General features: G+C 70.7%; 28 protein-coding genes. 22 read left to right on the forward strand and 6 right to left on the reverse strand.

The window, feature by feature from the left end; translation table 11 throughout:
• Nucleotides 1-72 precede the first annotated feature (72 nt).
• The 12 genes from OGH68_RS23460 to OGH68_RS23515 all read left to right on the forward strand — a co-directional run bounded on the left by OGH68_RS23460 (nucleotide 73) and on the right by OGH68_RS23515 (nucleotide 9,670).
• Nucleotides 73-933 carry a hypothetical protein gene (locus tag OGH68_RS23460; protein WP_264246936.1) on the forward strand — a complete coding sequence of 287 codons (861 nt, stop codon included), beginning with the start codon at nucleotides 73-75 and terminating at the stop codon, nucleotides 931-933.
• 156 nt (nucleotides 934-1,089) lie between these two features.
• On the forward strand, nucleotides 1,090-1,803 hold the full coding sequence (gene cpaB, locus OGH68_RS23465; protein WP_264246937.1) for a Flp pilus assembly protein CpaB: 714 nt from the start codon (nucleotides 1,090-1,092) through the stop codon (nucleotides 1,801-1,803).
• A 7-nt stretch (nucleotides 1,804-1,810) separates the two neighbouring features.
• Nucleotides 1,811-3,040: an AAA family ATPase gene (locus OGH68_RS23470; RefSeq protein ID WP_264246938.1), complete on the forward strand. Its 1,230-nt coding sequence runs from the start codon at nucleotides 1,811-1,813 to the stop codon at nucleotides 3,038-3,040.
• Nucleotides 3,037-3,414: a pilus assembly protein gene (locus tag OGH68_RS23475; RefSeq protein WP_264246939.1), complete on the forward strand. Its 378-nt coding sequence runs from the start codon at nucleotides 3,037-3,039 to the stop codon at nucleotides 3,412-3,414. Before OGH68_RS23470 ends, OGH68_RS23475 begins: the two co-directional genes overlap by 4 nt.
• Complete coding sequence (locus tag OGH68_RS23480; protein ID WP_264246940.1) at nucleotides 3,411-4,004, forward strand: TadE/TadG family type IV pilus assembly protein; 594 nt, start codon at nucleotides 3,411-3,413, stop codon at nucleotides 4,002-4,004. The genes OGH68_RS23475 and OGH68_RS23480 overlap by 4 nt, the downstream gene beginning before the upstream one ends.
• Nucleotides 4,001-5,491: a CpaF family protein gene (locus OGH68_RS23485; RefSeq protein ID WP_264246941.1), complete on the forward strand. Its 1,491-nt coding sequence runs from the start codon at nucleotides 4,001-4,003 to the stop codon at nucleotides 5,489-5,491. The genes OGH68_RS23480 and OGH68_RS23485 overlap by 4 nt, the downstream gene beginning before the upstream one ends.
• A complete protein-coding gene (locus OGH68_RS23490; protein ID WP_264246942.1) occupies nucleotides 5,488-6,426 on the forward strand; it encodes a type II secretion system F family protein in 939 nt (312 codons plus the stop codon). Before OGH68_RS23485 ends, OGH68_RS23490 begins: the two co-directional genes overlap by 4 nt.
• Nucleotides 6,427-6,460: 34 nt before the next feature.
• Nucleotides 6,461-7,351 (forward strand): type II secretion system F family protein, encoded by an 891-nt coding sequence (locus OGH68_RS23495; RefSeq protein ID WP_264246943.1) that lies wholly within the window; start codon nucleotides 6,461-6,463, stop codon nucleotides 7,349-7,351.
• A gap of 193 nt (nucleotides 7,352-7,544) precedes the next feature.
• A complete protein-coding gene (locus OGH68_RS23500; RefSeq protein WP_264250236.1) occupies nucleotides 7,545-7,778 on the forward strand; it encodes a hypothetical protein in 234 nt (77 codons plus the stop codon).
• 8 nt (nucleotides 7,779-7,786) lie between these two features.
• The gene (locus OGH68_RS23505) at nucleotides 7,787-8,416 is read left to right on the forward strand and encodes a pilus assembly protein TadG-related protein (RefSeq protein ID WP_264250238.1); all 630 of its coding nucleotides are present in this window, start codon (nucleotides 7,787-7,789) and stop codon (nucleotides 8,414-8,416) included.
• Nucleotides 8,417-8,444: 28 nt separating this feature from the next.
• The gene (locus tag OGH68_RS23510; RefSeq protein WP_264246944.1) at nucleotides 8,445-9,047 is read left to right on the forward strand and encodes a hypothetical protein; all 603 of its coding nucleotides are present in this window, start codon (nucleotides 8,445-8,447) and stop codon (nucleotides 9,045-9,047) included.
• A complete protein-coding gene (locus OGH68_RS23515) occupies nucleotides 9,044-9,670 on the forward strand; it encodes an OmpA family protein (protein WP_264246945.1) in 627 nt (208 codons plus the stop codon). The genes OGH68_RS23510 and OGH68_RS23515 overlap by 4 nt, the downstream gene beginning before the upstream one ends.
• 155 nt (nucleotides 9,671-9,825) lie before the next feature.
• Here the strand turns inward: OGH68_RS23515 and OGH68_RS23520 are convergent, their stop codons facing one another.
• Nucleotides 9,826-10,665, reverse strand: a complete 840-nt coding sequence (locus tag OGH68_RS23520) for an endonuclease/exonuclease/phosphatase family protein (protein ID WP_264246946.1) — start codon at nucleotides 10,663-10,665, stop codon at nucleotides 9,826-9,828.
• A 69-nt stretch (nucleotides 10,666-10,734) separates the two neighbouring features.
• The gene (locus tag OGH68_RS23525) at nucleotides 10,735-11,130 is read right to left on the reverse strand and encodes a DUF192 domain-containing protein (RefSeq protein ID WP_264246947.1); all 396 of its coding nucleotides are present in this window, start codon (nucleotides 11,128-11,130) and stop codon (nucleotides 10,735-10,737) included.
• A gap of 40 nt (nucleotides 11,131-11,170) precedes the next feature.
• Here OGH68_RS23525 and OGH68_RS23530 point away from each other — a divergent pair, with 40 nt between their 5' ends.
• The gene (locus OGH68_RS23530) at nucleotides 11,171-11,884 is read left to right on the forward strand and encodes an A24 family peptidase (protein ID WP_264246948.1); all 714 of its coding nucleotides are present in this window, start codon (nucleotides 11,171-11,173) and stop codon (nucleotides 11,882-11,884) included.
• Between the two features lie 16 nt (nucleotides 11,885-11,900).
• Here the strand turns inward: OGH68_RS23530 and OGH68_RS23535 are convergent, their stop codons facing one another.
• Together OGH68_RS23535 and mgrA are read right to left on the reverse strand one after the other, a co-directional pair.
• Nucleotides 11,901-13,067 (reverse strand): winged helix DNA-binding domain-containing protein, encoded by a 1,167-nt coding sequence (locus OGH68_RS23535; protein ID WP_264246949.1) that lies wholly within the window; start codon nucleotides 13,065-13,067, stop codon nucleotides 11,901-11,903.
• A 324-nt stretch (nucleotides 13,068-13,391) separates the two neighbouring features.
• Nucleotides 13,392-14,429, reverse strand: a complete 1,038-nt coding sequence (gene mgrA, locus OGH68_RS23540) for an L-glyceraldehyde 3-phosphate reductase (RefSeq protein ID WP_264246950.1) — start codon at nucleotides 14,427-14,429, stop codon at nucleotides 13,392-13,394.
• A gap of 109 nt (nucleotides 14,430-14,538) precedes the next feature.
• Here mgrA and OGH68_RS23545 point away from each other — a divergent pair, with 109 nt between their 5' ends.
• The 5 genes from OGH68_RS23545 (at nucleotide 14,539) to OGH68_RS23565 (ending at nucleotide 20,566) form a co-directional block, all read left to right on the forward strand.
• Entirely contained in the window at nucleotides 14,539-15,300 is a 762-nt protein-coding gene (locus tag OGH68_RS23545) for an isoprenyl transferase (RefSeq protein WP_264250239.1), read from the forward strand.
• 547 nt (nucleotides 15,301-15,847) lie between these two features.
• The gene (locus tag OGH68_RS23550) at nucleotides 15,848-17,170 is read left to right on the forward strand and encodes a PhoH family protein (RefSeq protein WP_264246951.1); all 1,323 of its coding nucleotides are present in this window, start codon (nucleotides 15,848-15,850) and stop codon (nucleotides 17,168-17,170) included.
• Between the two features lie 418 nt (nucleotides 17,171-17,588).
• Nucleotides 17,589-18,281, forward strand: a complete 693-nt coding sequence (locus tag OGH68_RS23555; protein ID WP_264246952.1) for a lytic transglycosylase domain-containing protein — start codon at nucleotides 17,589-17,591, stop codon at nucleotides 18,279-18,281.
• Between the two features lie 159 nt (nucleotides 18,282-18,440).
• Nucleotides 18,441-19,817 (forward strand): AI-2E family transporter, encoded by a 1,377-nt coding sequence (locus OGH68_RS23560; RefSeq protein WP_264246953.1) that lies wholly within the window; start codon nucleotides 18,441-18,443, stop codon nucleotides 19,815-19,817.
• Nucleotides 19,814-20,566 carry a hypothetical protein gene (locus tag OGH68_RS23565; protein WP_264246954.1) on the forward strand — a complete coding sequence of 251 codons (753 nt, stop codon included), beginning with the start codon at nucleotides 19,814-19,816 and terminating at the stop codon, nucleotides 20,564-20,566. The genes OGH68_RS23560 and OGH68_RS23565 overlap by 4 nt, the downstream gene beginning before the upstream one ends.
• Before the next feature lie 117 nt (nucleotides 20,567-20,683).
• On the opposite strand, the gene OGH68_RS23570 is transcribed toward OGH68_RS23565, so the two are convergent.
• Nucleotides 20,684-21,217, reverse strand: coding sequence for an alkyl hydroperoxide reductase (locus tag OGH68_RS23570; RefSeq protein WP_264246955.1), 534 nt, complete (start codon nucleotides 21,215-21,217; stop codon nucleotides 20,684-20,686).
• Between the two features lie 3 nt (nucleotides 21,218-21,220).
• Nucleotides 21,221-21,775 carry a peroxiredoxin gene (locus OGH68_RS23575; protein ID WP_264246956.1) on the reverse strand — a complete coding sequence of 185 codons (555 nt, stop codon included), beginning with the start codon at nucleotides 21,773-21,775 and terminating at the stop codon, nucleotides 21,221-21,223.
• A gap of 132 nt (nucleotides 21,776-21,907) precedes the next feature.
• Here OGH68_RS23575 and OGH68_RS23580 point away from each other — a divergent pair, with 132 nt between their 5' ends.
• From OGH68_RS23580 to OGH68_RS23595, 4 genes are all read left to right on the forward strand, one after another.
• A complete protein-coding gene (locus OGH68_RS23580; protein WP_264246957.1) occupies nucleotides 21,908-22,852 on the forward strand; it encodes a LysR substrate-binding domain-containing protein in 945 nt (314 codons plus the stop codon).
• Between the two features lie 131 nt (nucleotides 22,853-22,983).
• Complete coding sequence (locus OGH68_RS23585; RefSeq protein WP_264246958.1) at nucleotides 22,984-23,508, forward strand: PadR family transcriptional regulator; 525 nt, start codon at nucleotides 22,984-22,986, stop codon at nucleotides 23,506-23,508.
• Complete coding sequence (locus tag OGH68_RS23590; RefSeq protein WP_264246959.1) at nucleotides 23,505-24,191, forward strand: ABC transporter ATP-binding protein; 687 nt, start codon at nucleotides 23,505-23,507, stop codon at nucleotides 24,189-24,191. The genes OGH68_RS23585 and OGH68_RS23590 overlap by 4 nt, the downstream gene beginning before the upstream one ends.
• Nucleotides 24,188-26,620, forward strand: coding sequence for an FtsX-like permease family protein (locus OGH68_RS23595; RefSeq protein ID WP_413471023.1), 2,433 nt, complete (start codon nucleotides 24,188-24,190; stop codon nucleotides 26,618-26,620). The genes OGH68_RS23590 and OGH68_RS23595 overlap by 4 nt, the downstream gene beginning before the upstream one ends.
• Nucleotides 26,621-26,648: the final 28 nt, after the last annotated feature.

The raw sequence follows: 26,648 nt of genomic DNA on the forward strand, positions 1-26,648 counted from the left end.
CAGCAGGAGCACGGAGCATAGGGAACTGCGGCCGCCGGAAACCCCGGTGTCCGGAGCTGAACGGGGAACAGCGTGCCGACCGCAATAGCAGTCACCAGCGCAGACCTGGTGCTACCGCCCACCGATCACCAGACACCTTCAGCGGCCCTGCTCCACGCCCCGGAGGACCAGCCGCTCGACGCCGCGGTCGCCGACATGAGCGTGCTCCTCGAACAGCACGGCTATGTCGTCGCGCTCTACCCCGCCTCGCTCCCCACCGCCCACGAGCGCCGGCTGCACACCGTCCGCGCCGTGCTCGAGAGCGACCGCGTCGCCCTTCTCAAGCTCGATCTGCCGCCACTCGGGGTCGCCGTACTGGCCCGGCAGCTGCGACAGCTGTCGATCTGCGACTTCAGCGCCGGAATCGTCGCCTCCGCCGCGCGGCTGCTCTCCCACTACATCCACGCCGGCGCCCTGCTCGGCTCCGTCGCCCGGCTCGACCGGATACCCGTGAGCCTGAGAACCCACGCCAAGTCGTGGATGCCCGGCTCCCAGTTCGGCGTACTGGCCCATCCACGCCCCCAGCTGATCAGGATCGGCGGCGGCGAACTCGCCGGCCCCGAGTACGCCACCCAGCTGGTCCTCGCACGCGGGCAGCTGCAGTCCGAGTGGGTCACCGGCACCCTCGCACCCGCCTGGCACGTCCGCCACACCCACGAGGCGCCGCTGCCCGCCGACTCGGCCCGCTGGTGGGGCACGGCCCGGCTGATCGAGTTCGCCGCCTTCCTCCCGGACGTCTCCGTCCTGTACCAACTGGTCTCTTCCGTACGGCGAGAGGTGTGCACATGGTGCGGCATCCAACTGATCGGTGACCGCTGCGGCTTCTGCTTCGCGCCCCTCACCGCTCCCGCGAGCCGCACGGGGGCGCCCAGAGCCCTGACCGCCGGGCCCTGACCGGCCGGGCCTCGTCCGGCGGGCCCGTCCCTCTCCACCCGGCTCGCGGACCGTCCCCGCTCCATCCGTCCCCGCTCCATCCGTTCCGCTCGAACCGTCCCGCTCGACCCGCCCCACTCGATCCGTCCCACGCCACCGAACGAGGTCGCCCCACCCATGAATTCACGGCAGCGCCGCGGCGTTCTCCTCATTCTGCTCTCGGTCGTCTGCGGCATCGCCGCGTTCGCCGGTGTGCTCACCGTGATCGCCGATGTGAACTCCAAGGTCGGACCGGAGACCACCGCGTACCGCGTCAAGACGGACATAGCCCCGTACACACCGCTCGGTCCCGACCAGTTCGAGAGGGTCTCCATACCCGAACGCTGGCTGTCCGACAGCGCGGTGACCGACCTCGACGTGCTGCGCGGGAAGATCGCCGTCACCCGCCTGCGCAGCGGATCGCTGCTCCAGAGCGACATGATCGTGCGGAAGCCGCAGCTGGAGGACGGCCAGCAGGAGATCGCCATCATGATCGACGCGGCGACCGGCGTGGCCGGAAAGATCCGCCCCGGCAACCTGGTCAACATCTTCGCCACCTTCGCCGCGCAGAACGACTCGGGCACCGACCAGTCCCGGCTCATCGTCGCCAACGCCAAGGTCATCGACGTCGGCGAACTCACCGCCCTCGACCGCCGGAGCGGCGACCGCGCCAACGGCCCACGGGAGGCCGTGCCCATCACCTTCGCCCTGGACACCGCCGACGCCCAGCGCGTCGCCTACGCCGAGTCCTTCGCCGAGCATGTGCGCCTCGCCCTGCTGCCCGACGGGAGCACCACCACCCTCCGGCCCGGCGACGGCAGCTACGACCTCTCCGAAGACAAGAACAAGTGAGGGCCGGATGACGACGCGTATCCTCCCCGCCGTCGGCGACCCCGACGCCGCCCGGTCCGTCGGCAGCCTGCTCGGCCGGCTCCCCGACGCCGAACCGGCCGCACCGGTCGGCGACTCCACCGCACTCGTCGACACACTGGCGAGGCTCGCCGCCGAATCGCTCGACGAACTGCCCGAGGTCGTCCTGGTCCACGAGCGGATCGGGCCACTGCCCGCGCTCGAGCTGATCAGGGACGTCGCGCTGCGCTTCCCGGCCGTCGGCGTCGTGCTCGTCACCGCCGACACCAGCCCCGGCCTCTACTCGGCGGCCATGGACTCCGGCGCCCGCGGCCTCGTCGCCCTGCCTCTGACGTACGAGGAACTCGCGCAGCGCGTGCAGGCCGCGGCCGGCTGGGCGGCGGGCGTACGCCGGCACCTCGGTCACGGACCCGAAGCCGGCTTCGGCGGCACCGTCGTCACCGTCAGCGGCGCCAAGGGCGGTGTCGGCACGACGGTCACGGCGATCCAGCTCGCCCTGGCGTCGGCGGCCTCCGGCCGCTCCGTCGCCCTCGTCGACCTCGACCTCCAGGGTGGCGACGTAGCCTCCTACCTGGACGTCCAGTTCCGGCGTTCCATCGTGGACCTGGCCGCCATCCAGGACATCGGCGCCCGCGTACTGGCCGACGCGGTCTTCAACCACGAGTCGGGCGTCGCGTTGCTCCTCGCCCCGGCGGAGGGCGAACGGGCGGAGGAAGTCAGCGACCGGCTCGTACGGCAGACCCTCGGTGCCCTGCGACAGCGGTACGAGACCGTCGTCGTCGACTGCGGCACCCACGTGGACACCGCCAACGCCGCCGCCATCGAAATGGCCGACACGACGCTGCTGCTCACCACGCCGGACGTGGTGACCGTACGGGCCACCAAGCGGATGGTGAGGCTCTGGGACCGGCTCCAGATCCGCAAGGCGGAGGAGACCGTCACGGTCGTCAACCGCCACAGGCGCGGCAGCGAGATCCAGCCCCCGCTCGTCTCGAAGATCACCGCCACGCGGGTGGCGCGTTCGGCGATCCCCGCGAACTTCCGTGAGCTCCAGGGCGCCGTCGACGCCGGCCGGATGCAGGACCTGGAGGCCAAATCGACCGTCAAGCAGGCCATGTGGGCCCTCGCGGGCGAACTCGGGCTGGTGAAGGACGGCCGGCCGGACACGAAGCAGAGCGGCCTCTTCGGCGGCGGACGACGGCACGGGCGCGCGAAATGACCCGCCGGGCGTTCGGGGATGGCGGCCAGTCGGTGATCGAGTTCACCGGCATGGTGCCGATCATCCTGGTGACCCTGGCGGTGCTGTGGCAGTCGGCACTGGTCGGCTACACCTTCGTGCTGGCCGGGAACGCGGCCGACAAGGCCGTGGCCGCAGGGGCGCGCGCCGACGGCGGCGGCGCGGCGGCGTGCGCGCGGGCCGCCCGGGAGGACGTCACGGGGGGCTGGTCGGCGGCCGTGACGTGCGCGGAGGACGGGGACCTCTACAAGGCCGAGGTCGCCCTGGACGTGCCGCTGCTGTTCCCCGGGGTAAACCTCCCCGTCACGGTCACCGGGCGGGCGGGCGCGTCGACCGAACGGAGGGACGCGCCATGAGATCCCGTGTGCGGGCGGACGGACGCGTGTCGCGGACGCGTGCGACGGGCGGCGACGTGGCCGAGGCAGGCGCCCTGCGGACGGCTCGCGTCTCGCGGACGGCGCGCGCCTCGGGTACGGCGCGCGTGTCGCGGCTGGCACGCGCCTCGGGTACGGCGCGCGCCCCGCGTGCGGCACGACTCGCGCCTACGGCGTGCACCTCGCGTACGACACGGGTCTCGCGCAGGTGCGCGATACGCGGCGACCGCGGCCAGAGCGCGATCGAGTACGGCGGCTGGCTGTTCCTGCTCCTCTTCGTCATGACGATCGCGGTCCAGGTCGGTCTCGCCGTCTACGCGGCCCAGCAGGCCGGCACCGCGGCCCGCGCGGCCGCGCGGGTGGCCTCCCGGGCCGACGCGACCACGAGCGGGGTGAGCGCCGGGCAACAGGCCCTCAGCTCCTGGCTGGAGGCCGACGTGGTGACCCGCGAGGGCGGTGACGCGGTGACCGCCGACGTCACCGTCGTCATCCCGCAGGTCGTCCCCGGCGTCAGCTTCGGCACCGTCACCAAGAGCGCCACGATGCCCCTCGACGAGGAGTCGACACGATGAGCCTGCGAGCCCGTATCCAGCGCATCGACGGCCCCGCCCCGGCGAACGGCCAGAGCGAGGAGAGCCGGCTCGTCGGCGTCTACCGCGCCAAACTTCTCGAAGAGATCGACCTGGCCGAGATGTCGACCCTCGCCGCCGCCGAACGGCGCGAACGGCTGGAGCGCGTACTCGGCCACATCATCAGCCGCGAGGGCCCCGTCCTGTCCGGCGGCGAACGCTCGCACCTCATCCGACGCGTCGTCGACGAGGCGCTGGGCCTCGGCATTCTCGAACCGCTCCTCGAGGACGCGTCCATCAGCGAGATCATGGTGAACGGCCCCGAGCAGGTCTTCGTCGAGCGCGGCGGCCGACTGGAACAGCTGCCGCTGCGGTTCTCGTCCACCGATCAGCTGATGCAGACCATCGAACGCATCGTCTCCACCGTCAACCGCCGGGTCGACGAGGCGAACCCGATGGTCGACGCCCGGCTGCCCACCGGCGAGCGCGTCAACGTCATCATCCCGCCGCTCTCCCTGACCGGTCCCGTCCTCACCATCCGCCGCTTCCCCCGCGCCTACACCCTCCAGGAGATGATCGGCCTCGGCTCGCTCGACGAGCACATCCTGATGCTCCTGGCGGGACTGGTGCGCGCCAAGTTCAACGTGATCGTGTCCGGTGCCACCGGCACCGGGAAGACCACCCTCCTCAACGCCCTCTCCGGCCTGATCCCGGACGGCGAACGCATCGTCACCATCGAGGACTCGGCCGAGCTGCGGCTCCAGCAGACCCATGTGATCACCCTCGAGTCCCGCCCCGCCAACGTCGAGGGCAAGGGACGGATCACCATCCGCGACCTCGTACGCAACTCCCTGCGCATGCGCCCCGACCGCATCATCGTCGGCGAGGTCCGCGGCGGGGAGACCCTCGACATGCTCCAGGCCATGTCGACCGGCCACGACGGCTCACTCGCCACCGTCCACGCCAACAGCGCGGAGGACGCGCTCATGCGGCTCCAGACCCTCAGCTCCATGAGCGAGGTCGAGCTGCCGTTCGTGGCCATCCACGACCAGATCAACAGCGCCGTCGACATCATCGTCCAGCTGACCCGGCACGCCGACGGGGCGCGCAAGATCACGGAGATCGCCGTCGTCGACTCGTACGGCCGTGAGGACTACCGCTTCGTGACCGTCTGCCGCTTCGACGCGGAGCCACCGGCCGGCGACGGACGCGTACACGGCCGTTTCCGGTACTTTCCGCTGCCGCGGCGGGTCGCGGAACGCCTCTACATGGCGGGCGAGGGGATCCCGCCGGCCTTCGGAGTCGGCGACACGCCACTGGAGCTCTCGACCCGGGTACCGCCGGGCCTGAGCCCGGTGCCGGAGCCGCGCATGGGGCCGGGGCCGCGCGTGGGGCCGGAGTCGCGACCGGGGCCCGCGCCGTCGGGAAGCCACCTGCCGCACGCGGACCCCTGGACGGGCCACGCACCGGAAGGCCACCAGCCGCGATGAACCTCCCGCTCCTCACTCTCGGCGTCACGCTCCTCGGCTGCGTACTCGCCGTCCTCGGCGTACGCGCCTGGTCGGCCGGGCAGGCACAGCACCAGGCACTCGTGGACCGCATGTCACAGACGGGCCCGCTCGCTCTCGAGAGCGGCCGCCGGCGCCGCTTCGCGCGGCTCGACCGCCGGCTGCGGCGTACCCGCCCCGGCCGGCGCATCGAACGGTCCCTCTCCGCGACCGGGCTCGACCTGACTCCGGGCGAGTACGCCGTCTACGTCACCGCCGCCCTGCTTGCCCTGTACTTCGTCGTCGGGTCGGTCTTCGCCCCCTTCTTCGGCCTGCTCGCCGTACTGATCGGGCTGTGGGGAGCACAAGGTTTCCTCAACTGGCAGCGCGCCAAACGCACCGAGGCGTTCATCAGCCAGCTGCCCGAACTCACCCGCGTCCTCGCCAACGCCACCCAGGCCGGACTCGCCCTGCGCACCGCCATCGGCATGGCGGTGGAGGAACTCGACGACCCGGCCCGCGAGGAACTGCGCCGCGTCGCCGACCAACTGGCCCTCGGCCGCTCCCTCGACGACGCCCTGGGGGACCTCGTCGAACGACTCCCCTCACGCGAACTGACCGTGCTCGTCTCCACCCTGATCCTCTCCAACCGGGCGGGCGGCACCATCGTCACCTCACTGCGCAACCTCACCGAGACCCTGGAGGAACGCAAGGAGACCCGGCGCGAGGTCACCACCCTGCTCTCCCAGGTCAAGGTGACCGCGGTGGCCGTCCCGGTGCTCGGTCTCGGGTTCCTGCTCGTCATCAACGGCATGCGGGACGGCGCACTCGACGACATGACCAGCGCGCTCGGCGGCCGGATCGCCGTGCTCGCCGCCGCCGGCCTGTACGCCCTCGGCTTCATCCTCATCAACCGACTCACCCGCGTCCGCATCTGACGCCCGACCCGGAACCCGGAAGGAGGAGGCACACATGCTCGGACTCGCCCTGGCCGCCGTGCTCGGCCTGGCCGTCTGCGGCGTCTTCCACGGCATCCGCATGTACCGGGCGGAGGCCAAGCTCCCCGGTGACCTCGCCGTGGCCCTCGAAATCGGCGCCACCCGCACCAGCTACCCCGGCATGGCCATCGACCGCCTCGGCATGCGCTGGGCGCCCTCGGTACTGAGACTCATGGGCCCGCGCCAGGTCGACCGCGTCCGCCGCCGGCTCGACATGGCCGGCAACCCCGGCGGCCTGACGGTCGACCGCTACGCGGCCCGCCGCGCCGTGTACGGGTTCCTCGGCACGCTCGTCGCCTTCGGCATGCTGATGAACGGGCACGTCGTCTTCGCGGTCCTCTTCCTTCTCTACGGCCTGTTCTGGACGGACGTCCTGCTGCGCGCCGCCATCGCCCGCCGCCGAGACGACATCGAACGCACGCTGCCGGACTTCCTCGACGTCCTCGCGGTCGTCGTCTCCGCCGGCCTCGGCTTCCGCCAGGCCCTGGAACGCGTCGCGGAGAAGTACGACGGCCCCTGGTCCGACGAACTGCGCATCACCCTGCGCCAGATGGACATGGGCATGGGCCGCCGCGAAGCCTTCGAACAACTGCGGCGCCGCAACGAGTCGGACCAGGTGTCGATGTTCGTCTCCGCGCTGCAACAGGGTGAGGAACTGGGCGCCCCCATCGTCGACACCCTCATCCAGATCGCCAACGACATGCGCCGCACCGACGCCCAGAACGCCCGGCGGAAGGCGGCGAAGGCGGTCCCGAAGGCGACGCTGATCGTCACGAGCTTCATGCTGCCCGGGACGATGATCCTGATTGTGGCGGGCTTCTACTACGCGGCCGACGTCGACTTCGGCGCGATCTTCGGGGGATGACGAGTGATGAGGAGGCATGACGGGGTGTCGACTTGACGATGATTGGCCCAAGTCTCTTCGCTCACGCAAGCGAATGTGGGAGATTTCCTCCGGGGCCCCGGTGTAGCCGGGGGACTCCGTGGAGTGATCAGCGGCGGAGGAGGCCGGACCGACATGAACGAGCGGTCCGTCAAAGGGGAACGAGGGGTACGCCATGAAGAACTTCGGCCTGCTCGGGGTCACGGCTGCTGCGACGAGGCTCCGCAGACACCTGCGCGGGGATCGGGGGCAGGGGTCGATCGAGTACGTGGGGATCACGATCCTGGTGGTGGCGATCGTGGTGCTGCTGCTTCAGACGAACGTCGGCAACGACATCGCCAACACCTTCCGGGAAAAAATCAATTCGGTGCTCGGCGGGGGTGGCGGGGGCGCAGGAGGCGGAGGCTGACGGTCTCGATCGCCGGTGATCGCGGCCAGGCAACACCGATCTACATGGCGGCGGTTGTCGGGCTGCTCTTCCTTGTCCTCGTCTACCTCGCCTTCGGGCAGGCCGATGTGACCCGCAACGGCGCGCAGACAGCGGCTGACGCGGCCGCCCTGGCCGCGGCCAAGCAGTCGAGGGACGACCTGGAGCTGGTGGACGTCATCGACGACCTGGAGGCGGTCTTCGGCGGTCAGGTGCCCGCCGACACTCCGGACGGATGCATGCGGGCCGTGGATTTCGCGGCCAGGAACGACGCGGTGGCCGGGTACCAGGACTGCGTGCCGCTGAACGACGGCCGCTGGGGCTTCACCGTCGACGTCAAGTCCCGCGAGTCGATGGGCAACAGCGTCATCGACGGCACCGGCAGCAAGCACGCCATGGCGACGGCCACGGCCGTGATCGAACCACGCTGCACCTTCATGCCCGAGGAGAGCGAAGCACCGGAACCCGATGAGGAGAACGAGGAAGCCGAGGACGACAAGGAGAAGCCCTCCCCCGGCAAGCTTCGTTGTGACGCCCAGGACTGGGACATCGACCCCGAGAACCTGGATCTGCTGCCGGACATGGCAGACCTTTTCACCGTCCGACTGGCCGAGGACTGAGCCCGATGAGCGCAAAGGAACAGGATTGATGAGCATGCGGCACATGAGCACCATGCGCCGGGCCGCGGCAGCCGGCTTGCTGTCCTCCGTCTTGATCTTCACTCTCGCAGCGTGCGGCGGTGATGGCGACGAGGCGGAGTCGAGAGGAGCTTCGTCATCAGCACCTGCCGGCTCGAACGAGCACGACAAGAGCGCCGCTGCGTCCGACACCGCCCCCAGCGCCGCGCCGAGTGAACCCGTCGCGACGGTCAAGGGAGACAAGGGGCTGGAGATGTCGGTCTTCTCGGCCAGACGCGATGACGGTGGCTTTCTCACAGTGGATGGGCAGTTCAAGAACACCAGCTCCGTGGGCTTCACGGTCCCCGTCAACTGGAACGGTCTGGAGCAGGCCGTGGCATCCACGGGCAATTCACTCGCTGCCATGACACTGGTCGACTCGAAGGGCAAGAAGCGCTACTACGTACTTCGGGACACCGACAATCGGCCGCTCACGACCTACGCGTACGGGAATCTCATCAAGGCGGGGGACACCCTTTCCTTCTTCGCCCAGTTCCCCGCGCCGCCCGCCGACACCACACAGGTCGCCCTCCAGTTCCCCGGTTTCCCCAGCACCACGATCGAGCTGTCATGAAGCCCACCACGACCAGGAACGCGACCCGGTCCGGGACCACCGCCGCCGTTCTCGCAGGCGTGCTCTCCCTCACCCTTCTCGCCCCGGGCGACGCCTTCGCCGACGACGGCCCGTACGCGGCGCCGCCCGCCGAGGCGCCGGTCAAGATCGACGCCAGGGACTCGGACCTCAAGCTCCCGGAGGGCGCGACGCTCGCCGAGCCGAAGGTCATCGACATCAAGTCCGTCGTCGAGGACATCAGCGGCGAGGAGCGCCGCGAGGAGACGAACTCGGACGTCAAGTTCGCGCTTCAGGCGGAGGTGCTGTTCGGCAAGGACAGTGCGAAGCTCTCGGGCGAGGCGGCGTCCCGTATCGCCGCCATCGCCGCCGAGATCAAGAACCAGAGCGCCAAGAAGATCCGCGTCTTCGGTTTCACCGACGACCTCGGTTCCGAGGAGCACGGCGACAAGCTCTCCAAGGAGCGCGCGGACGCGGTGCACAGCGTGCTCTCGCAGCAACTGAGCGGCGAGGGCATCACCTACGAGATCCGGGGTTACGGCGAGGACTACCCGATCGCGAGCAACACCTCGGAGGAGGGCCGCCGCAAGAACCGCCGAGTGGAGGTGTCGTTCCCCCGGGAGTGACCGCCCCGTACGACTGCTGCAGCAGGTGGTCCGCTGCCGGCCTTGATCTCCAGATCTCTGTCATGTTGTCCCCGCCGGGCGCGGCCGGCAGCTAGCCCTCGGGCCGGCGGCGAACCGCCGGACGCCCACCGCGGCAAGGGGCACATGACAAAGCCCTACGCGGTGGGGGCCAGGTCGGCGTGCAGCAGGTGGTGGTCCGAGTACGGGCTGGGATGCACACCGTGCGCGAGCGGGACGATGCCTCGCAGGAAGACGTAGTCGAACCTGCTCTGCCAGTCGGTGGTCGGCTCGCAGGTGCCGGCGGGCGAGGGACGGCACCGGGGGTCCGCATTCACGGTCAGTGCCTGGATCCCGGTGAGTTCGGGAGCGTCCGGCACGGCGTTGAAGTCGCCGAGAACGATCGCGCGGTCGTACCGGGCGACTTCTTCGGCGAGTACGTCGACCTGGTGTGCTCGGACTGCTTCTTGACGTCGCTCGGCGAGGTGTGTGTTGAAGACCCGGACGGCCCGGCCGCCCACCATGGTGGTGACTGCCACGTACCCCCGGTCTTCGGATCCTCCGTCGGGGTATTCCACCTTGACGCGGTCCGTCATCGGTGCCGCCGCGAGAATCGCCTGGCCGTAGGCTCCCGGACTCCACGGTACTCCGCCGCAGCGGTTCCAGTTCCGGAGAACCGTCCCGTACTCGACGTGGTACACGAGTCCGTAACGGCTCTCCAGATGGTCCCGGATCCTCTCGACGTCACGCACGCACGCTTCTTGCAGGCCGATGACCTGGGGCGCATACGTGGCGATCTCGGCTGCCCGGTCGGCGTCGCTCTCGTCGCAGGGGTTGCAGATGTTCCACGTCATGACCCGGTTCCAGACGATGTCCCTGACGGCTTCGACGGGCAGTGACCTGGCGAAGAGGGCACCCTTCGGTGCGCTGGGGCCGACGAGCGCCAGGCAGGCCACGATCAGGGCGCCCGCGAGCAACCGCGTGCCCCTTCCGATCATGATCGCCTCCTTGGCGTGGATTCAGGTGGCATCCGTCGTCACCAGGCACGAGGTTATGGGACGAAGATGTCAGCAACACCTGCGGTGCCCCTGCGAGCCTGCATCCGAGGGCGCGACGGTCAGGGCGGTACCGGCTCGCACCCCCCACCCCGCCAGCGCACCCGCTTCCGCCTCCAGGACGTGACGGGCCCGGAGCCGGGGCAGGCCCACGCGGCCCGGGGGCATGGTCCTGATGGTGAGGACGCGCAACGTCCCGTCCAGGTAGGCGACGTCGATCGGGAAGCGCATGCCGATCGTGTGGACGCTGTTGCACGGGGTGAGGAGCATTGCGCCGTCGATGCCGTCCCGGCCGAGGAGGCCCCGGCGGCGGGTCCGGTACGTGGCGGCGATCTCGACGCGGGCGACGTCCAGGCCGTCGGCCGTCAACGTGCCTGTGCCGTTACGCCAACGCCGCGTCCGCCTCATGGCGTTCACGGTATCGCCCGGTCGGCCTAGGGTCAGGGGCGTGGAAGCAGCGTTGGTGGTCGTCGCCGCCCTTTGGGGGGCCGGGGCCGGGTGGTTGTGTCCGCGGGCGGTGTACCGGCTGTCCGTCGAGCCGGGGGAGGCGTGGCGCGGGGAGTGCCCGGCAGGGCACCCCTACGGCGGGTGGGTCGGCGGGGCGTGCTGCCCGGCGCCGCTGCCGGCCAGGTTCGCGGCGCCCCTGGTCACCGCGGCCGTGTGCGCCGCCCTCGCCGTGGCGGCCGGTGCGCGGCCCGAGCTGGCGGTCTGGCTGGTGCTGGCGCCCTTCGCCGTACTGCTCGCGCTCGTTGACGTGAAGGTGCGCAGGCTGCCGGACCACGTGACGCTGCCGCTGGCAGCGGGGGCGGTGATGCTGCTCGGTGCCGCCGCACTCGTGCCGGGCGCGGGGGGTTCGTGGACGACCGCGCTGCTCGGCGGGCCGGTGCTCGGGGCGGCGTACTTCGTACTGTTCCTGATCCACCCCGACGGCATGGGCTTCGGGGATGTGAAGCTCGCCCTCTCGCTGGGCGTCGTTCTCGGCTGGTACGGCTGGGCGGTGCTGTTCGCCGGTGCGTTCGCCGGGTTCCTGCTCGGCTCGCTGTACGGGCTGGGGCTGATCGCCCTGCGCCGGGCCGGGCGCAGGAGCGCGATTCCGTTCGGGCCGTTCATGATGTCCGGGGCCTGGCTGGGTCTGCTGCTCGGGGCCCTCGCCGTGCGGTGACGCCCGGCCGGCCCGGTCAGGCGTGCGGTCCCACCGCCACCCGGCCCACGGTGAGCTCGGCCCGGCCCTCGAGCGCTTCCGCGACCCGGCCGACCTCGGCGGCCAGCTCGGTCCGGGCCCTTACGGAGTCGAGGGCGGTGCCGATCGGTTCCACCGTCACTGTGATGCGTCCGCCCGAGCGGCGCTGGTGCCAGACGCCGGCGACGGTCCCGTCCACCAGTACCACCGGGAAGTTCCCCGCCTGGCCGCCGCCCAGGGCCCGGCCGTACGCGTCGCCGGCGAAGAGCCGTTCGCGGGGCCGGCAGGCGATCACGTATGCGTCGAAGTAGGCGAGGAGGCGAACGCCGGGCGGCGGGGCGGCATCCGGGAAGGCGCCGTCGCCGGAGGCGACCCAGGCCGCCGTACCGTCGAAGGCGACCTCCTCGATACGGCCGGCGGCCGCCAGGTCCTTGAACACCCCGCCCGCCCATGCCTTCGGCGCCGCCAGCCACTGGGCGAAGTGCGCGGGCGTGGCGGGGCCGTAAGCGTGCAGGTATTGCCGTACGAGGGCCTCGACCGCGGGACGCCCGTCCATCGGCGTGACGCCGGGGCCGGTGTACGTGACCTTGCGGCCGCGGTTCGGGCCGAACGCGAGGGCGCCGCGGTGGGCTGCCGTGTGGGCGGCCTGCCGCCAGCGCGGCCACTTGTCCTGGAAGGCCTCCATGACCCGGTCGCCGGCCCACGGGCCCGTGCGGTCGACGATCGCGTCCGTCAGCTCGTCGACGGTCAGCGGCTCGCCGGCCAAGGCGTCACGGATGGCCGCGACGACCTCGTCCGTCTGCTCCGGCGTCATCCGTACGTCCTCCCGCCACGGGTTCGGCCCGGCGGGGACCGAGGACAGGGCGCCCGTCCACATCGGAAGATCCGCCGTGGGCAGCAGATGGACGGTGCCACGGGGGCCGTACGTCTTGGTCAGGGCCCGGTCCGCCCACAGTGCCTCGCGTAGGTCCGTCCGGGTCGTACCGGCCGGCAGCCGCAGCGCGACCGACAGTTCCGCCGCGGACAGCACCTGCGCGTGGGCACCGAGCATCGCCCCGGCGACCTGGGCGGGGGAGTCGAGGTCCGGGGCCTTCGGGGCCGTCAGGCCCTGGCGGGCCAGTCGTCGGGCGTTCGCCCGTGTCCACGTCACGTCGGTCGTCGCCATGGGAGGGAAGGTAGGGGCTAGGTCAGCAGTTGACCGCTATGAGCAAAGCGGTGCCGGGATCGGGCATTTGACGGAGCGTCACTGCGTTCGTCAACGTTGCGCCTCGTGCTCCGCGTCCCCCGTGGGGGTACGACTCCCGGGCATCGGGCCCGGTGCCGCACCGTCCCTCGTGCCTCGACGACGAATTCGACGGCGACTTCCGGCATGGCGTGGCACTCGCCACCGCTTACGAAGGGTTATGGTGGAAACCCCCCCTCGGGCCGGTCCGTATCCCCCCCACGGACCGGCCCGTTTTCTTTTCCCCGCCTGCGTAGCGGGGGAGGGTCAGCTGCGGCCGGCCCAGATGTTGGTGCCCTGCGTGTCCACGGCGAAGGTGTCGATCTCCTCCAGCTCCGCGTCCGTGAGCGGCGGCCCGGCCAGCGCCCCGACGTTCTCCTCCAGCTGCTGCACGCTCGACGCGCCGATCAGCGCCGACGTCATCCGCGGGTCGCGCAGCACCCACGCGATCGCGAGTTGCGCCAGCGACTGACTGCGGCGCGCGGCGATGTCGCCGAGACCGCGCAGCCGGCGCAGCACCTCGTCGGAGAGCAGGTTCGGGTCGAGCGATTTGCCCTGCGTGGCGCGCGAACCCTCGGGGATGCCCTTCAGATATTTGTTTGTGAGCAGGCCCTGTGCCAGCGGCACGAAGGAGATGCAGCCCATACCGGCGTTCTCCAGCGTGTCGAGGAGGCCGTCGTTCTCGATCCAGCGGTTGATCATCGAGTAGGAGGGCTGGTGGATGAGGGCGGGGACGCCCATCTCCTTCAGCAGCAGGGCCGCCTGCTCGGTCTGCTCCGCGTTGTAGGAGGACACGCCCACGTACAGCGCCTTGCCCTGCTGGACCGCGGATGCGAGCGCTCCCATCGTCTCCTCGAGCGGAGTGTGGGGGTCGAAGCGGTGCGAGTAGAAAATGTCGACGTAGTCGAGCCCCATGCGCTTCAGGGACGCGTCAAGGGAGGAGAGCAGGTACTTCCGCGAGCCCCACTCGCCGTACGGGCCGGGGTGCATCAGATAGCCGGCCTTGGTCGAGACGATCAGCTCGTCCCGGTACGGGGCGAAGTCCTGCGCGAAGATCTTGCCGAAGTTCAGCTCGGCGGACCCGGGCGGCGGTCCGTAGTTGTTCGCCAGGTCGAAGTGGGTCACCCCCAGGTCGAAGGCGCGGCGCAGGATCGCCCGCTGGGAGACGAGGCTCCGGTCGTCGCCGAAGTTGTGCCAGAGGCCGAGCGAGAGCGCCGGCAATTTGAGGCCGGAGCGGCCGGAGCGGCGGTACTCCATGGCCTCGTAGCGGTCGCCGGCAGCCAGGTAGTAAGGGGAATCAGTCACGCTTCTCTCCTTATCACGGACTTGTGACACACCGGGTTGGGCCGCTGTGACCGGGCCGCAGTACTGTTGCGGCTTCGGGGGACTGCCGCACGGAGGGGTGTTAAGAACAGTGAACCTGCGCGACCTGGTGTACGGGCTCTACGCACGCCGGGTGGAAGGCCGCCTCGACCACGCCCAGGTGCCCAAGCACATCGGTGTGATCCTCGACGGCAACCGCCGCTGGGCCAAGGCGTCGGGTGGTACGGCCGCACAGGGACACCAGGCCGGTGCCGACAAGATCTCCGAGCTGCTGGGCTGGTGCGCGGAGACGGACGTCGAGGTCGTCACGCTCTGGCTCCTCTCCACGGATAATTTCGACCGGCCGGCGGAAGAGCTCACCCCGCTTCTCGGCATCATCGAGAACACGGTGCGCAACCTGGCGGCCGACGGGCGCTGGCGCGTGCACCACGTGGGCACGCTGGACCTGCTGCCCGCGCACACGCAGACCGTGCTGAAGGAAGCCGAGCAGGCCACGGCGGACGTGCCCGGAATACTGGTCAACGTCGCCGTCGGCTACGGCGGCCGCCAGGAGATCGCCGACGCGGTGCGGTCGCTGCTGCTGGAGCACGCGGAGAAGGGCACGAGCTTCGAGGAGCTCGCCGAGACGATCGATGTCGAGCACATCTCGGAGCACCTGTACACGCGGGGGCAGCCGGATCCCGATCTGGTGATCCGCACGAGCGGGGAGCAGCGGCTTTCGGGCTTCATGCTCTGGCAGAGCGCGCACTCGGAGTACTACTTCTGCGAGGTCTTCTGGCCGGCGTTCCGGAAGGTCGACTTCTTGCGTGCGCTGCGGGACTACGCGGCGAGGCATCGGCGCTACGGCGCCTGACGGCTGACGCCTGAACGGCTGGCGCCTGAACGGCTGACGCTTGAGTACGCGACCGGGTGGCGCCTGCGGCGGGCTTGCCCCTTCCCCGCCCCTTCCCGAAACCGGGCTCCTCCCCCTACGCCTGGCGGCGTGGGAGGTGCCCCCACCCACGGCCGCCGGGCCGTAGGGGGAGTTCGAGGCGCGGGGGTCCGGGGGGCGGAGCCCCCGGTTTCGCGAAGGGGCGGGGAGGGGAAACGGCTCCGCCCCGTCACGCCCTGTTCACCGCAGCGTCCCCGCCTCCTTGGCATGGCCGCACTTGTTCGAGGGAATACCCCATGCAGGTCGACGTCCGATCCACGAACGTCGTATCTCAGTGAGCGGCCGACACCGCTCACCCGGGAGGCCCTTTGCACACGAAGGACTGCACCAGCGGTGCGGACCACGCGGAGGGCCGGTGCTCGGCCCGCGCATCGTGGCCTGAGCCCGGCCCGTCTCCCGCTTCGGCGGGTGGACCCATGGCCCGCGACGCCGTCGCACCCCGACCTCGTCCGAGGGGGTACGTCCTTCCGTGGTGAACAGCACAAAGCGCCGTATGAACGACAGGCGCACCTATGTTCTCGACACCAGCGTCCTGCTGGCGGATCCGAACGCCATGAGCCGCTTCGACGAGCACGAGGTCGTGCTGCCCGTCGTCGTGGTCACGGAGCTGGAGGCCAAGAGGCACCATCCGGAGCTCGGGTACTTCGCCCGTCAGGCGCTGCGCCTGCTGGACGACTTCCGTGTCCGGTACGGGCGTCTCGACGCGCCGCTGCCGATCGGCGACCTCGGTGGCACGCTCCGCGTCGAGCTCAACCACTCGGATCCCGGCGTGCTGCCGGCCGGCTTCAGGCTGGGGGACAACGACTCGCGGATTCTGGCGGTCGCGCGCAATCTCCAGGCGGAGGGGTACGACGTGACGGTCGTGTCCAAGGATCTGCCGCTGCGCATCAAGGCGTCCTCGGTCGGCCTGCTCGCGGAGGAGTACCGCGCGGAGCTCGCCATCACCGACACGGGCTGGACCGGTATGTCGGAGGTGGCGCTCTCCGCCGAGCAGGTCGACCTGCTGTACGGGGAGGAGACGTTGTACGTGCCGGAGGTGGCCGAGTTCCCCGTGCACACCGGTCTGGTGCTGCAGTCGGAGCGCGGCAAGGCGCTGGGCCGTATCACGGCGGAGGGCAACGTCCGTCTGGTGCGCGGCGACCGTGAGGTGTTCGGCATCCACGGCCGCAGCGCCGAGCAGCGCATCGCGCTGGATCTGCTTCTCGACCAGGAGGTCGGCATCGTCTCGCTCGGCGGCCGAGCCGGTACCGGCAAGTCGGCGCTGGCGCTGTGTGCGGGCCTGGAGGCGGTTCTCGAGCGCAGACAGCATCAGAAGGTGATGGTCTTCCGGCCGTTGTACGCGGTGGGCGGGCAGGAGCTGGGCTATCTGCCGGGTACCGAGGCCGAGAAGATGAGCCCGTGGGCGCAGGCGGTCTTCGACACGCTGTCCGCGGTGGCCGGCCGTGAGGTCATCGAGGAGGTCCTGAACCGCGGCATGCTGGAGGTTCTGCCGCTCACCCACATCCGGGGCCGTTCCCTCCACGACGCGTTCGTCATCGTCGACGAGGCCCAGTCGCTGGAGCGGAACGTACTGCTGACGGTTCTGTCCCGGGTGGGGGCGAATTCCCGGGTCGTTCTCACGCATGACGTGGCACAGCGGGACAATCTGCGGGTCGGCCGGTACGACGGAGTGGTCGCCGTGGTCGAGAAACTGAAGGGGCATCCGCTGTTCGCGCATGTCACTCTCACGCGTTCCGAGCGTTCTCAGATCGCCGCACTGGTGACCGAAATGCTGGAGGACGGACACATTTGATCCGATAGGCGCATTCGGCCTATCCGGCAAAAGGGGCAAGCTGGTTGACGCCGCCCGGCGAAACGCACGAGCGTAGCCGGGCGGCGTCGCGCTGTCCGCCGTTTCCCCCAAAAGCCCTGGTGTGAACTGGGTGTGAGCTTTCACACGCAACGAAGAATTGCCTTGCGGCATCGGCTTCCGGCAGAGTCTTGCTTCCGTCAGGCCCCGCATGCGACACACCCGCACCACAACCGGTGCACAGCAACACACAACTCAAGACTTGTCTGTCGTATGCCGCCCGCGAGTACAACGCGGCAGCTCCCCCGTGGAGTTGCCCACCGGGTCCGTGCCTCCCGTGACCCAAGCAGTGGGAGGCCAGCGCCAGGGGCACGATTGCGCTCGCGAGGTCACCTAAGCGGGCATGCTGGAAGGAAACCGTGTGAGCCGGATCTCGGTCCGGGGATTCGCAGTCGCCTCGGCGACTGCGGTCACCACCGTCGGCGCCGTCGTCGGCGTCGCGTCGGGCAACACTCAGCCCTCGGGCGACAACCTCGAGGCGACCGCTGCCGACACGACGCTCCTCGCGGACATTCCCATGGGCGAGCAGGCCCAGATCCAGGTGTCGTCCCTGGCGCAGCAGGCCGACGCCCAGGCAGCCGCCGCGGACGCGTCCGCGAAGAAGGCCGCTGAGGAGTCGGCCCGTCTGCAGGCCGCCAAGACCGCTGAGGCCAAGAAGGCGGCCGCCGACGAGCGTGCGGCGAAGGAGCGCGAGGAGGCCGAGGCGCGGGCCAACCGCGACGCGGTCCGTGACGCGTCCAGCTTCTCCGCGCAGGCGTCGTACACGATCGCCCAGGTGCAGGCGATGGCGCGCCAGATGGTGCCCGCCGACCAGTTCCAGTGCTTCAGCAACATCGTCGACCACGAGTCGAGCTGGAACTACCGGGCGCAGAACCCGTCTTCCGGTGCGTACGGTCTCGTCCAGGCCCTGCCGGGCTCCAAGATGTCGTCGGCCGGCGCCGACTGGCAGACCAACCCGGCCACCCAGATCAAGTGGGGCCTGAACTACATGGACAGCCGCTACGGCAGCCCCTGCGGTGCCTGGTCGTTCTGGCAGGCGAACCACTGGTACTAGTCGGGTACCGGTCCGGCCGGGCACTCAACTTTCCGGAGCCCCTCACCGTCCTACGGTGAGGGGCTCCGTGCGTGTACGGTCAGGATCCGACACCCCCGGTGGGGCACCACCCGCGCCGCTGAGGCGCAGGGGGAGAGCGGTGGGGGAAGAGGAAGCATCATGTCGAAGGTTCCAGGATGGCTCGGCCGAGTGGGTGCCGGGCTGACCCGGATGGGAGAGCGCTTGGAAGAGCGCCGCAACGAGGGTGCGGCGGACGCCGAGGGCATGGCCGACATCGAGGGCGCGGCGGTCACCGAGGGTGATCAGTCCGGCCCCGTGCAGCCCCGGGAGAGCGTCCCGCCGCCGCCTTCGTACGCACCCGCCGTGGCGGCGAAGCCCGACCCGGCCGCCGTGATCCCGTGGGGCATGCGGGTCGCGGCGGAGGCGGGCTGGCGGCTGCTCGTACTGGCGGGCACGCTCTGGGTGTTGATGACGGTCATCAGCGCCGTGCAGCTGGTCGTGCTGGCGTTCGTGGCGGCCCTGCTGGTCACCGCGATGCTGCAGCCGACGGTCACCAGGCTGCGCCGGCTCGGTCTGCCGCGGGGACTCGCCACGGCGGTGACGGCGATCCTCGGCTTCGTCGTCATGGGGCTGGTCGGCTGGTTCGTGGTCTGGCAGGTCATGGAGAACCTCGACATTCTCTCCGACCGGGTCAGGGACGGCATCGACGAGCTCAAGCGCTGGCTGCTCGACAGCCCGTTCCATGTGACAGAGAGTCAGATCAACGACATCGCGGAGAACCTCAGCGAGACGATCGGCACCAACACGGAGGAGATCACCTCCGCCGGTCTGCAGGGCGTGAGCGTGATGGTCGAGGTGCTCACCGGGATACTGCTGGCGATGTTCTCCACGCTGTTCCTGCTGTACGACGGCAAGCGGGTGTGGCAGTGGATGCTGAAGCTCGTCCCGGCGCAGGCCCGTCCGGGCGTCGCGGGCGCCGGTCCGCGGGCCTGGAGCACACTGACCGCGTACGTGCGGGGCACGGTGATAGTCGCGCTGATCGACGCGATCTTCATCGGCCTCGGGCTGTACTTCCTCGACGTGCCGCTGGCCGTGCCACTGGCCGTGTTCATCTTCCTCTTCGCCTTCATCCCGCTCGTCGGTGCGGTGGTCTCGGGTGCTCTCGCGGTCGTCGTCGCCCTGGTCACCCAGGGCGTGTTCACCGCGCTGATGGTGCTGGTCGTGGTCCTCGCCGTACAGCAGATCGAGGGACATGTGCTGCAGCCGTTCATCCTGGGCCGCGCGGTGCGGGTGCACCCGCTCGCCGTGGTCCTGGCCGTCGCGTCCGGTGGCCTGGTCGCCGGTATCGGCGGTGCGGTGGTGGCGGTACCGCTGGTGGCCGTGACCAACACGGTGGTCGGCTATCTCAACGTGTACGGCAGGGAGCAGGCGCTGCGCCGGTCGCCGCCGCCGCACGGTTCCACCTCCCTGGACGCGGCCACCACGCCCGCGCAGGAGGCGCCCGCTCAGCCCCCGGGGCAGGAGGAGCAGCAGTGATCTCCGAACCCGAGATGGTTCCCGACGGGCATTTCGGCGCGGCCGAACTGCCGGAGCAGCAGCCGTCGCCCGACGACGTGGTGTCGGCCGGCGACGGCCCCGCCGCCGCCCGCCCGTCGCGCCCCGCGTGGCTGTGGGCTCTCGGCGGCGCTGTCGTGGCCTCGGCGGTGTGGGCGGCCGGACTGTATGTGTACACGTCCCGGGACCCGGACCTCGGCGGCTACCGGACGAGCCGCAACCTCTGCGCCGAGGCGGAGTTCAAGGCCCTGACGGCGACGCTGGGCAAGCGCGTGGGTGAGGGCTCCGCGTGGGGCAACGAGCACGAGAGCCTCGACGAGGCATGGTGCTACACCGACCTGAAGCCGACCGGGTACGTGGTGGAGACGGACGAGGAGGGGAACGAGCTGGGCTCGCTGCCCCATGCCTCGGTGAGCTACACGCTGCACAAGAGGACCGACCCCGGGCCCGAGTTCGACGGCTGGGTCGTCGCCCGCAGCGACGGCGGCGGTGACGAGGAGGCGGAGACCGGTCTGCGGCGGATCGACGGCCTGGGGGAGCGGGCGTTCGTCCACGACGAGCCGGGCGGCGGTTCGGCCACGCTGCACGTGCTGGACGGGCAGGCGGTGCTGACCCTGACCGTCGGCAGCGACTGGGACCCGGAGTCGGGAGAGGCGCTGACCGATGTGTCCGAGCTCGAGCCGATACTGGTCGAGGACATGAGGGCGCTGATGGCGAAGCTGAAGAGCTGACGTACGCCGCATGTCGTACACGCGTGCTGTACGCGCACGCCGCACGAGGAAGGGGCCCGCCGGACCCGGGACGGGTCGGCGGGCCCCTTCACGGCCCTGTGCGGCTGATTGCGGCCGCTACTCGGCGATGACGGCCTCGGCGTCGAGCGTCGCGCCCACGGCCTGGATCACCGCGGCGATCTTGACGGCCTCCTGGATCGTCTCGCGGTCCACACCGGCCTTGCGCAGCACCTGCTCGTGCGAGTCGAGGCACTGGCCGCAGCCGTTGATGGCGGAGACGGCGAGCGACCACAGCTCGAAGTCGACCTTCTCCACACCGGGGTTGCCGATGACGTTCATCCGCAGACCGGCGCGCAGCGTCCCGTACTCCGGGTCCGACAGCAGGTGCCGGGTCCGGTAGAAGACGTTGTTCATCGCCATGATCGCGGCGGCCGACTTGGCGGCGGTGTACGCCTCCGGCTTGAGGTTGGCCTTCGCCTCCGGCTCCAGCTCACGCAGCACCCGCGGCGAACGCGAGGCGATCGCGCAGGCCAGCACGGTGCCCCACAGCTGCTGCTGCGGAAGCTCGCTGTTGCCGATGACCGAGCCGAGGTTCAGCTTCAGGTCCTTGGCGTAGTCCGGTACGGCGGCCTTCAGCTCGTCGAGGGCCATCGGTCACTCACCGGCCAGCAGGGCGACGGGGTCGAGGGTGTTCTCGCCCTTGCTCCAGTTGCACGGGCACAGCTCGTCGGTCTGCAGGGCGTCCAGCACCCGCAGGACCTCCTTGGGGTTACGGCCGACGGAGCCGGCGGTCACCATGGTGAACTGGATCTCGTTGTTCGGGTCGACGATGAAGACGGCGCGCTGCGCGAAGCCGTCCTCGCCCTCGATGCCGAGGTCCCGCATCAGCTCGTGCTTCGAGTCGGCCATCATCGGGAAGGGCAGGTCACGCAGGTCGTCGTGGTCCTTGCGCCAGGCGTGGTGGACGAACTCGGAGTCGCCGGAGAAGCCGAGGATCTGGGCGTCACGGTCGGCGAACTCGTCGTTCAGCTTGCCGAACGCGGCGATCTCGGTCGGGCAGACGAAGGTGAAGTCCTTGGGCCACGCGAACACGACCTTCCACTTGCCCTCGTAGGACTTGTGGTTGATCTCCTCGAACTCCTTGCCGCTCTCCAGCGAGACGCAGGCGGTCAGCTCGAACGTGGGGAACTGGTCACCGACAGTGAGCACGCGCTCTCCTTGCAAAACAGGATTTCCCTTTTGGGGTCATCCGGCGGGGTTGGACGGATCTTGATAGTGGCACAGGGTGCATTGATCGCGGAAATAGCTAGACTCGGTCATCGCGATCGGAGGTACTTATCAGTGGCGTCTGTAAATAGGGTCAAACAGCCGAGTCTCGCGCAGCTGCGCGCCTTCGCCGCTGTGGCCGAGCATCTGCACTTCCGGGACGCGGCGTCAGCAATCGGGATGAGTCAGCCCGCGCTCTCGGGCGCGGTCTCGGCCCTCGAGGAGGCACTGGGTGTCCAGCTTCTCGAGCGTACGACCCGCAGGGTGCTCCTCTCCCCGGCGGGTGAACGGCTCGCGGTGCGGGCCAAGGCCGTGCTGGACGCGGTCGGTCTGCTGATGGAGGAGGCGGAAGCGGTACGGGCCCCGTTCACGGGTGTGCTCCGGCTCGGGGTGATCCCGACGGTCGCGCCGTACCTGCTGCCGGCGGTGCTGAAACTGGTGCACGAGCGGTACCCGGATCTGGACCTCCAAGTCCACGAGGAGCAGACGTCCTCCCTGCTGGACGGGCTGTCCGCCGGGCGGCTCGACCTGCTGCTGCTCGCGGTGCCGCTGGGGGTGCCGGGAGTCACCGAACTCCCCCTCTTCGACGAGGACTTCGTTTTGGTCACGCCCGAGGACCACTGGCTCGGCGGCCGCCACGACATCCCCCGCGAGGCGCTGCGCGAACTGCATCTGCTGCTGCTCGACGAGGGTCACTGCCTGCGCGACCAGGCCCTGGACATCTGCCGCGAGGCCGGCCGCACGGACGGCGCCCCCGTGACCACGACGGCCGCCGGCCTGGCCACGCTGGTCCAGCTGGTCGCGGGCGGCCTCGGGGTCACGCTGCTCCCGCGCACCGCGGTCGACGTGGAGACGGGCCGTGCGGGCCGGCTGCACACCGGCTGGTTCGCCGACCCGGCGCCCTCGCGCCGCATCGCCCTCGCGATGCGGTCGGGGTCGGCGCGGGGCGGCGAGTTCGAGGAGTTCGCGACCGCGCTGCGCGAGGCGATGCGGTCGCTGCCGGTGAGGGTGGCGTCGTAGCGCCCGGCCGCTGCGGGTCGTGACGCGTACCGTCGCTCCTGGGGCTGTGGCGCGTACGGTCTCTCTTGGCCGTGGCGCGTACGGCAAGGGCGCTATACGCGGCATGTATACACCCTGTGTACAGTGCCTCCATGTCCATCGGTCACACCCTCCTGGGCCTCCTCGAATCCGGTCCCCGCCACGGCTACGACCTCAAGCGCGCGTTCGACGAGAGATTCGGGCAGGACCGTCCGCTCCACTACGGGCAGGTCTACTCGACCATGTCCCGCCTCCTCAAGAACGGTCTCGTCGAGGTCGACGGCATGGAGGCCGGCGGCGGCCCGGAGCGGAAGCGGTACGCCATCACCGAGGCCGGGATCACCGACGTCTCCCAGTGGCTCGCGCAGCCCGAGAAGCCGGAGCCGTACCTCCAGTCGACCCTCTACACGAAGGTCGTCCTCGCGCTGCTCACCGGCCGCGCCGCCGCCGGCATCCTCGACAGCCAGCGCGCGGAGCATCTGCGTCTGATGCGCGTCCTCACCGACCGCAAGCGCCGCGGAGACCTCGCCGACCAGCTCATCTGCGACCACGCCCTGTTCCACCTCGAAGCCGATCTGCGCTGGCTGGAACTGACCGCCGCCAGGCTCGACCAGCTCGCCGCGGAGGTCCGCCCGTGATCCCCTCCGGCTCCCTGCTCGTCGCCGACGCACTGCGCAAGTCCTTCGGCCCGACCACCGCGCTCGACGGAGCCTCGTTCTCCGTCCACCCCGGTGAGGTCGTCGCCGTCATGGGGCCCTCCGGTTCCGGCAAGTCGACCCTGCTGCACTGCCTGGCCGGGATCGTCCGGCCCGACTCCGGCACCGTCGTGTACGACGGGCGCGAGCTCACCGCCCTGCCGGACGCGGAGCGCAGCGCGCTGCGGCGTACCGACTTCGGCTTCGTGTTCCAGTTCGGGCAGCTCGTACCGGAACTGAGCTGCGTGGAGAACGTGGCCCTGCCGCTGCGCCTGAGCGGCGTGAAGCGCAAGGCGGCCGAGCGCACCGCGCTCGACTGGCTCGAACGGCTGGAGGTCGAGGACGCGGCGCGCAAGCGGCCTGGCGACATCTCCGGTGGGCAGGGCCAGCGGGTCGCCGTGGCCCGCGCTCTGGCGCCGTCCCCCAAGGTCGTCTTCGCCGACGAACCCACCGGCGCCCTGGACTCGCTCAACGGCGAGCGGGTGATGTCCCTGCTCACGGACGCCGCCCGGCTGCAGAACACGGCCGTCGTCCTGGTCACGCACGAGGCGCGGGTCGCCGCGTACTCGGACCGGGAGATCGTCGTACGCGACGGCAGGTCACGCGATCCGGAGTTCACCGTATGAGCGCGACGCTCGGCGAGTCCCGAGAAGCCCGCAGGACGTCGTCCCGGGAGACCCGCCGGACGGCGGCGGGGCCGCCACCGCGCCGCGGCCCTGCCGCCCGGCTGCGTGACCTGGCCATGGGCATCCGGTTCGGTACGTCCGGCGGCCGCGAGGGCTGGACGCGGAACTCGCTGACCGCCGTCGGCGTGGGGCTCGGCGTAACCCTGCTGCTCATCGCCGCGTCCGTGCCGCAGATGACGGTGGGCCGGGACGTGCGCTCCGCCGCGCGCACCGCGACCGCTCTCGTGTCGGGAGAGTCCGCCGCCCGCAGCGACCGGACCGTCGTGGTCGCCGACGCGGCCACCGACTACCGCGGCGAGACGGTCGGCGGCCAGATCATGCGGCCCGACGGCGCGCATCCGGTACTGCCGCCCGGGCTCGACCGGGCACCGGGGCCCGGCGAGATGTACGTGTCACCCGCGCTCGCCGACCTGCTGGCCTCGCCGGAGGGCCGGCTCCTCAAGGAGCGCCTGCCCCACCGGACGGTCGGCCTGATCACCGAGGCAGGGCTCCTCGATCCCGGCGAGCTCCGGTACTACGCGGGCAGTTCCACGCTGACCACAGAGACCGGCGGCCTGCGGACCGACGGCTACGGCGCAGGGCACGGCGGCAGACCCATGAGCCCCGTGCTCGTCGTCGTCATCGTGCTGGCCTGTGTGGTGCTGCTGGTGCCGGTGGCGGTCTTCATCGCGACCGCCTTCCGCTTCGGCGGCGAACTGCGCGACCGGCGCCTCGCCGCGCTGCGGCTGGTCGGCGCTGACGCGCGGACGACCCGCTGGATCGCGGCCGGCGAGGCCCTGTTCGGATCGGCGCTCGGCCTGGCCGCCGGCATCGGGATCTTCGCCCTGGCCCGTCGGCTCGCGGGTTCCGTGCGGGTGTGGGACCTGAGCGCGTTCCCCTCGGACGTCGTACCGGTGCCGCTGCTCGCCGCGCTGATCCTGCTCGCCGTGCCCGTGGTGGCGGTCGCGGTGACACTGTTCGCGATGAGGGCGCTGATGGTCGAGCCGCTGGGCGTCGTACGCCGGTCGGCGCCGTGGCGGCGCCGGCTGTGGTGGCGGCTGCTGATGCTGCCCGTGGGGATCGGCGTACTGATGGCGACCGGGACCGTCGGGGAGACGACGGAGGTCGTCGAACCCTGGCCGATCGCCGCCGGCACGCTGCTGGTGCTGTTCTCACTGACGGCACTGCTGCCCTGGCTGGTGGAGACGGCCGTCCGGCGGCTGCACGGCGGGCCGGTGGCCTGGCAACTGGCCGTCCGCAGACTGCAGCTGAGCAGCGGACCGGCGGTCAGGGCGGTCAGCGGCATCACGGTCGCGGTGGCCGGTGCCATCGCGCTGCAGATGGTGTTCGCCGGTGTCCACGACGACTTCAACCGGGTCACCGGGCTGCACGCGTCACGGGCGCAGATGAGGGTGACCGCCGAGTTCCCGAGCGTGGAACTGGCCGACGGGATGACGCACGCGTTGCGAGGGACGCCGGGTGTGCGAAGTGTCTTCGTCGTGGTGGAGGCGTACGTGACCAGCCCCGAGCCGGTCGCCGACGACGACATCCGGCCGACGACGGGGCTGACGGTCGCCGACTGCGCGACGCTCCGCGAGCTGGCGGAGATCGGCTCCTGCGCGGACGGCGACACGTTCGTCGCGCACCACGCGGGCAACCAGCCGCCGAACAGCTGGATCGACCGGACGGCCAGAAAAGGCAAGCCGGTCGACCTTGCCGGCGGCTCGTCGCGGGACGGCTCCGGGCCGCTGCCGTGGACGCTGCCGGAGGGCTCGCCGACGGTGATGCTGCGGTCGGACCCGATGGTCGGCGACTACTTCGGCATCCTCGCCACCCCGGGCGCGCTGGACGCGGCGACCATCCCCCGCGCCTGGACCACGGCGAGCGTGCGGATCGACGAGAGCGTGCGCGATGTGCGGGAGTCCGTCCGCAACACCGTCGCGCGGCTCGACCCCGCCGCACGGGTGGCGACGAGCCAGCGGATCGAACGGGACCGGCAGTACGAGAGTCTCCGCAGCGGACTGCTGGCCGCCGCGACCGCGACGATGGGCCTGATCGCCGCGTCGATGGCGGTCGCCCTGATCGAGCAGTTGCGGGAGCGCAGGCGCCTGCTGTCCGTGCTGGTGGCCTTCGGCACGCCGCGCTCCACCCTGGCCTGGTCGATCCTGTGGCAGACGGCCGTCACCGTGGTCCTCGGCACGGCGGTGGCGATCGCGGGCGGCGTCGGACTGGGCGCGGCGATGCTGCGCATGATCGGCAAACAGGTCACGCACTGGGGCGCGTTCGTGCCGGTGGCGGCGATGGGGGCGGGCCTGATCCTGGTCGTGACGCTGCTGAGCCTGCCGGCGCTGTGGCGGCTGATGCGGCCGGAGGGCCTGCGGACGGAGTGACGGCGGGGTGGTGGGGGGCGGCGGGGGC

The organism is Streptomyces peucetius (assembly GCF_025854275.1).
Classification (GTDB): domain Bacteria; phylum Actinomycetota; class Actinomycetes; order Streptomycetales; family Streptomycetaceae; genus Streptomyces; species Streptomyces peucetius_A.

Excerpts from the sequence above, each read along its gene's own strand:
- cpaB (WP_264246937.1), top strand. The coding sequence starts at position 1,090 with ATGAATTCACGGCAGCGCCGCGGCGTTCTCCTCATTCTGCTCTCGGTC.
- OGH68_RS23470 (WP_264246938.1), top strand. The coding sequence starts at position 1,811 with ATGACGACGCGTATCCTCCCCGCCGTCGGCGACCCCGACGCCGCCCGG.
- OGH68_RS23475 (WP_264246939.1), top strand. The coding sequence starts at position 3,037 with ATGACCCGCCGGGCGTTCGGGGATGGCGGCCAGTCGGTGATCGAGTTC.
- OGH68_RS23480 (WP_264246940.1), top strand. The coding sequence starts at position 3,411 with ATGAGATCCCGTGTGCGGGCGGACGGACGCGTGTCGCGGACGCGTGCG.
- OGH68_RS23485 (WP_264246941.1), top strand. The coding sequence starts at position 4,001 with ATGAGCCTGCGAGCCCGTATCCAGCGCATCGACGGCCCCGCCCCGGCG.
- OGH68_RS23490 (WP_264246942.1), top strand. The coding sequence starts at position 5,488 with ATGAACCTCCCGCTCCTCACTCTCGGCGTCACGCTCCTCGGCTGCGTA.
- OGH68_RS23495 (WP_264246943.1), top strand. The coding sequence starts at position 6,461 with ATGCTCGGACTCGCCCTGGCCGCCGTGCTCGGCCTGGCCGTCTGCGGC.
- OGH68_RS23500 (WP_264250236.1), top strand. The coding sequence starts at position 7,545 with ATGAAGAACTTCGGCCTGCTCGGGGTCACGGCTGCTGCGACGAGGCTC.
- OGH68_RS23510 (WP_264246944.1), top strand. The coding sequence starts at position 8,445 with ATGAGCATGCGGCACATGAGCACCATGCGCCGGGCCGCGGCAGCCGGC.
- OGH68_RS23515 (WP_264246945.1), top strand. The coding sequence starts at position 9,044 with ATGAAGCCCACCACGACCAGGAACGCGACCCGGTCCGGGACCACCGCC.
- OGH68_RS23520 (WP_264246946.1), bottom strand. The coding sequence starts at position 10,665 with ATGATCGGAAGGGGCACGCGGTTGCTCGCGGGCGCCCTGATCGTGGCC.
- OGH68_RS23525 (WP_264246947.1), bottom strand. The coding sequence starts at position 11,130 with ATGAGGCGGACGCGGCGTTGGCGTAACGGCACAGGCACGTTGACGGCC.
- OGH68_RS23535 (WP_264246949.1), bottom strand. The coding sequence starts at position 13,067 with ATGGCGACGACCGACGTGACGTGGACACGGGCGAACGCCCGACGACTG.
- OGH68_RS23560 (WP_264246953.1), top strand. The coding sequence starts at position 18,441 with ATGTCGAAGGTTCCAGGATGGCTCGGCCGAGTGGGTGCCGGGCTGACC.
- OGH68_RS23570 (WP_264246955.1), bottom strand. The coding sequence starts at position 21,217 with ATGGCCCTCGACGAGCTGAAGGCCGCCGTACCGGACTACGCCAAGGAC.
- OGH68_RS23585 (WP_264246958.1), top strand. The coding sequence starts at position 22,984 with ATGTCCATCGGTCACACCCTCCTGGGCCTCCTCGAATCCGGTCCCCGC.
- OGH68_RS23595 (WP_413471023.1), top strand. The coding sequence starts at position 24,188 with ATGAGCGCGACGCTCGGCGAGTCCCGAGAAGCCCGCAGGACGTCGTCC.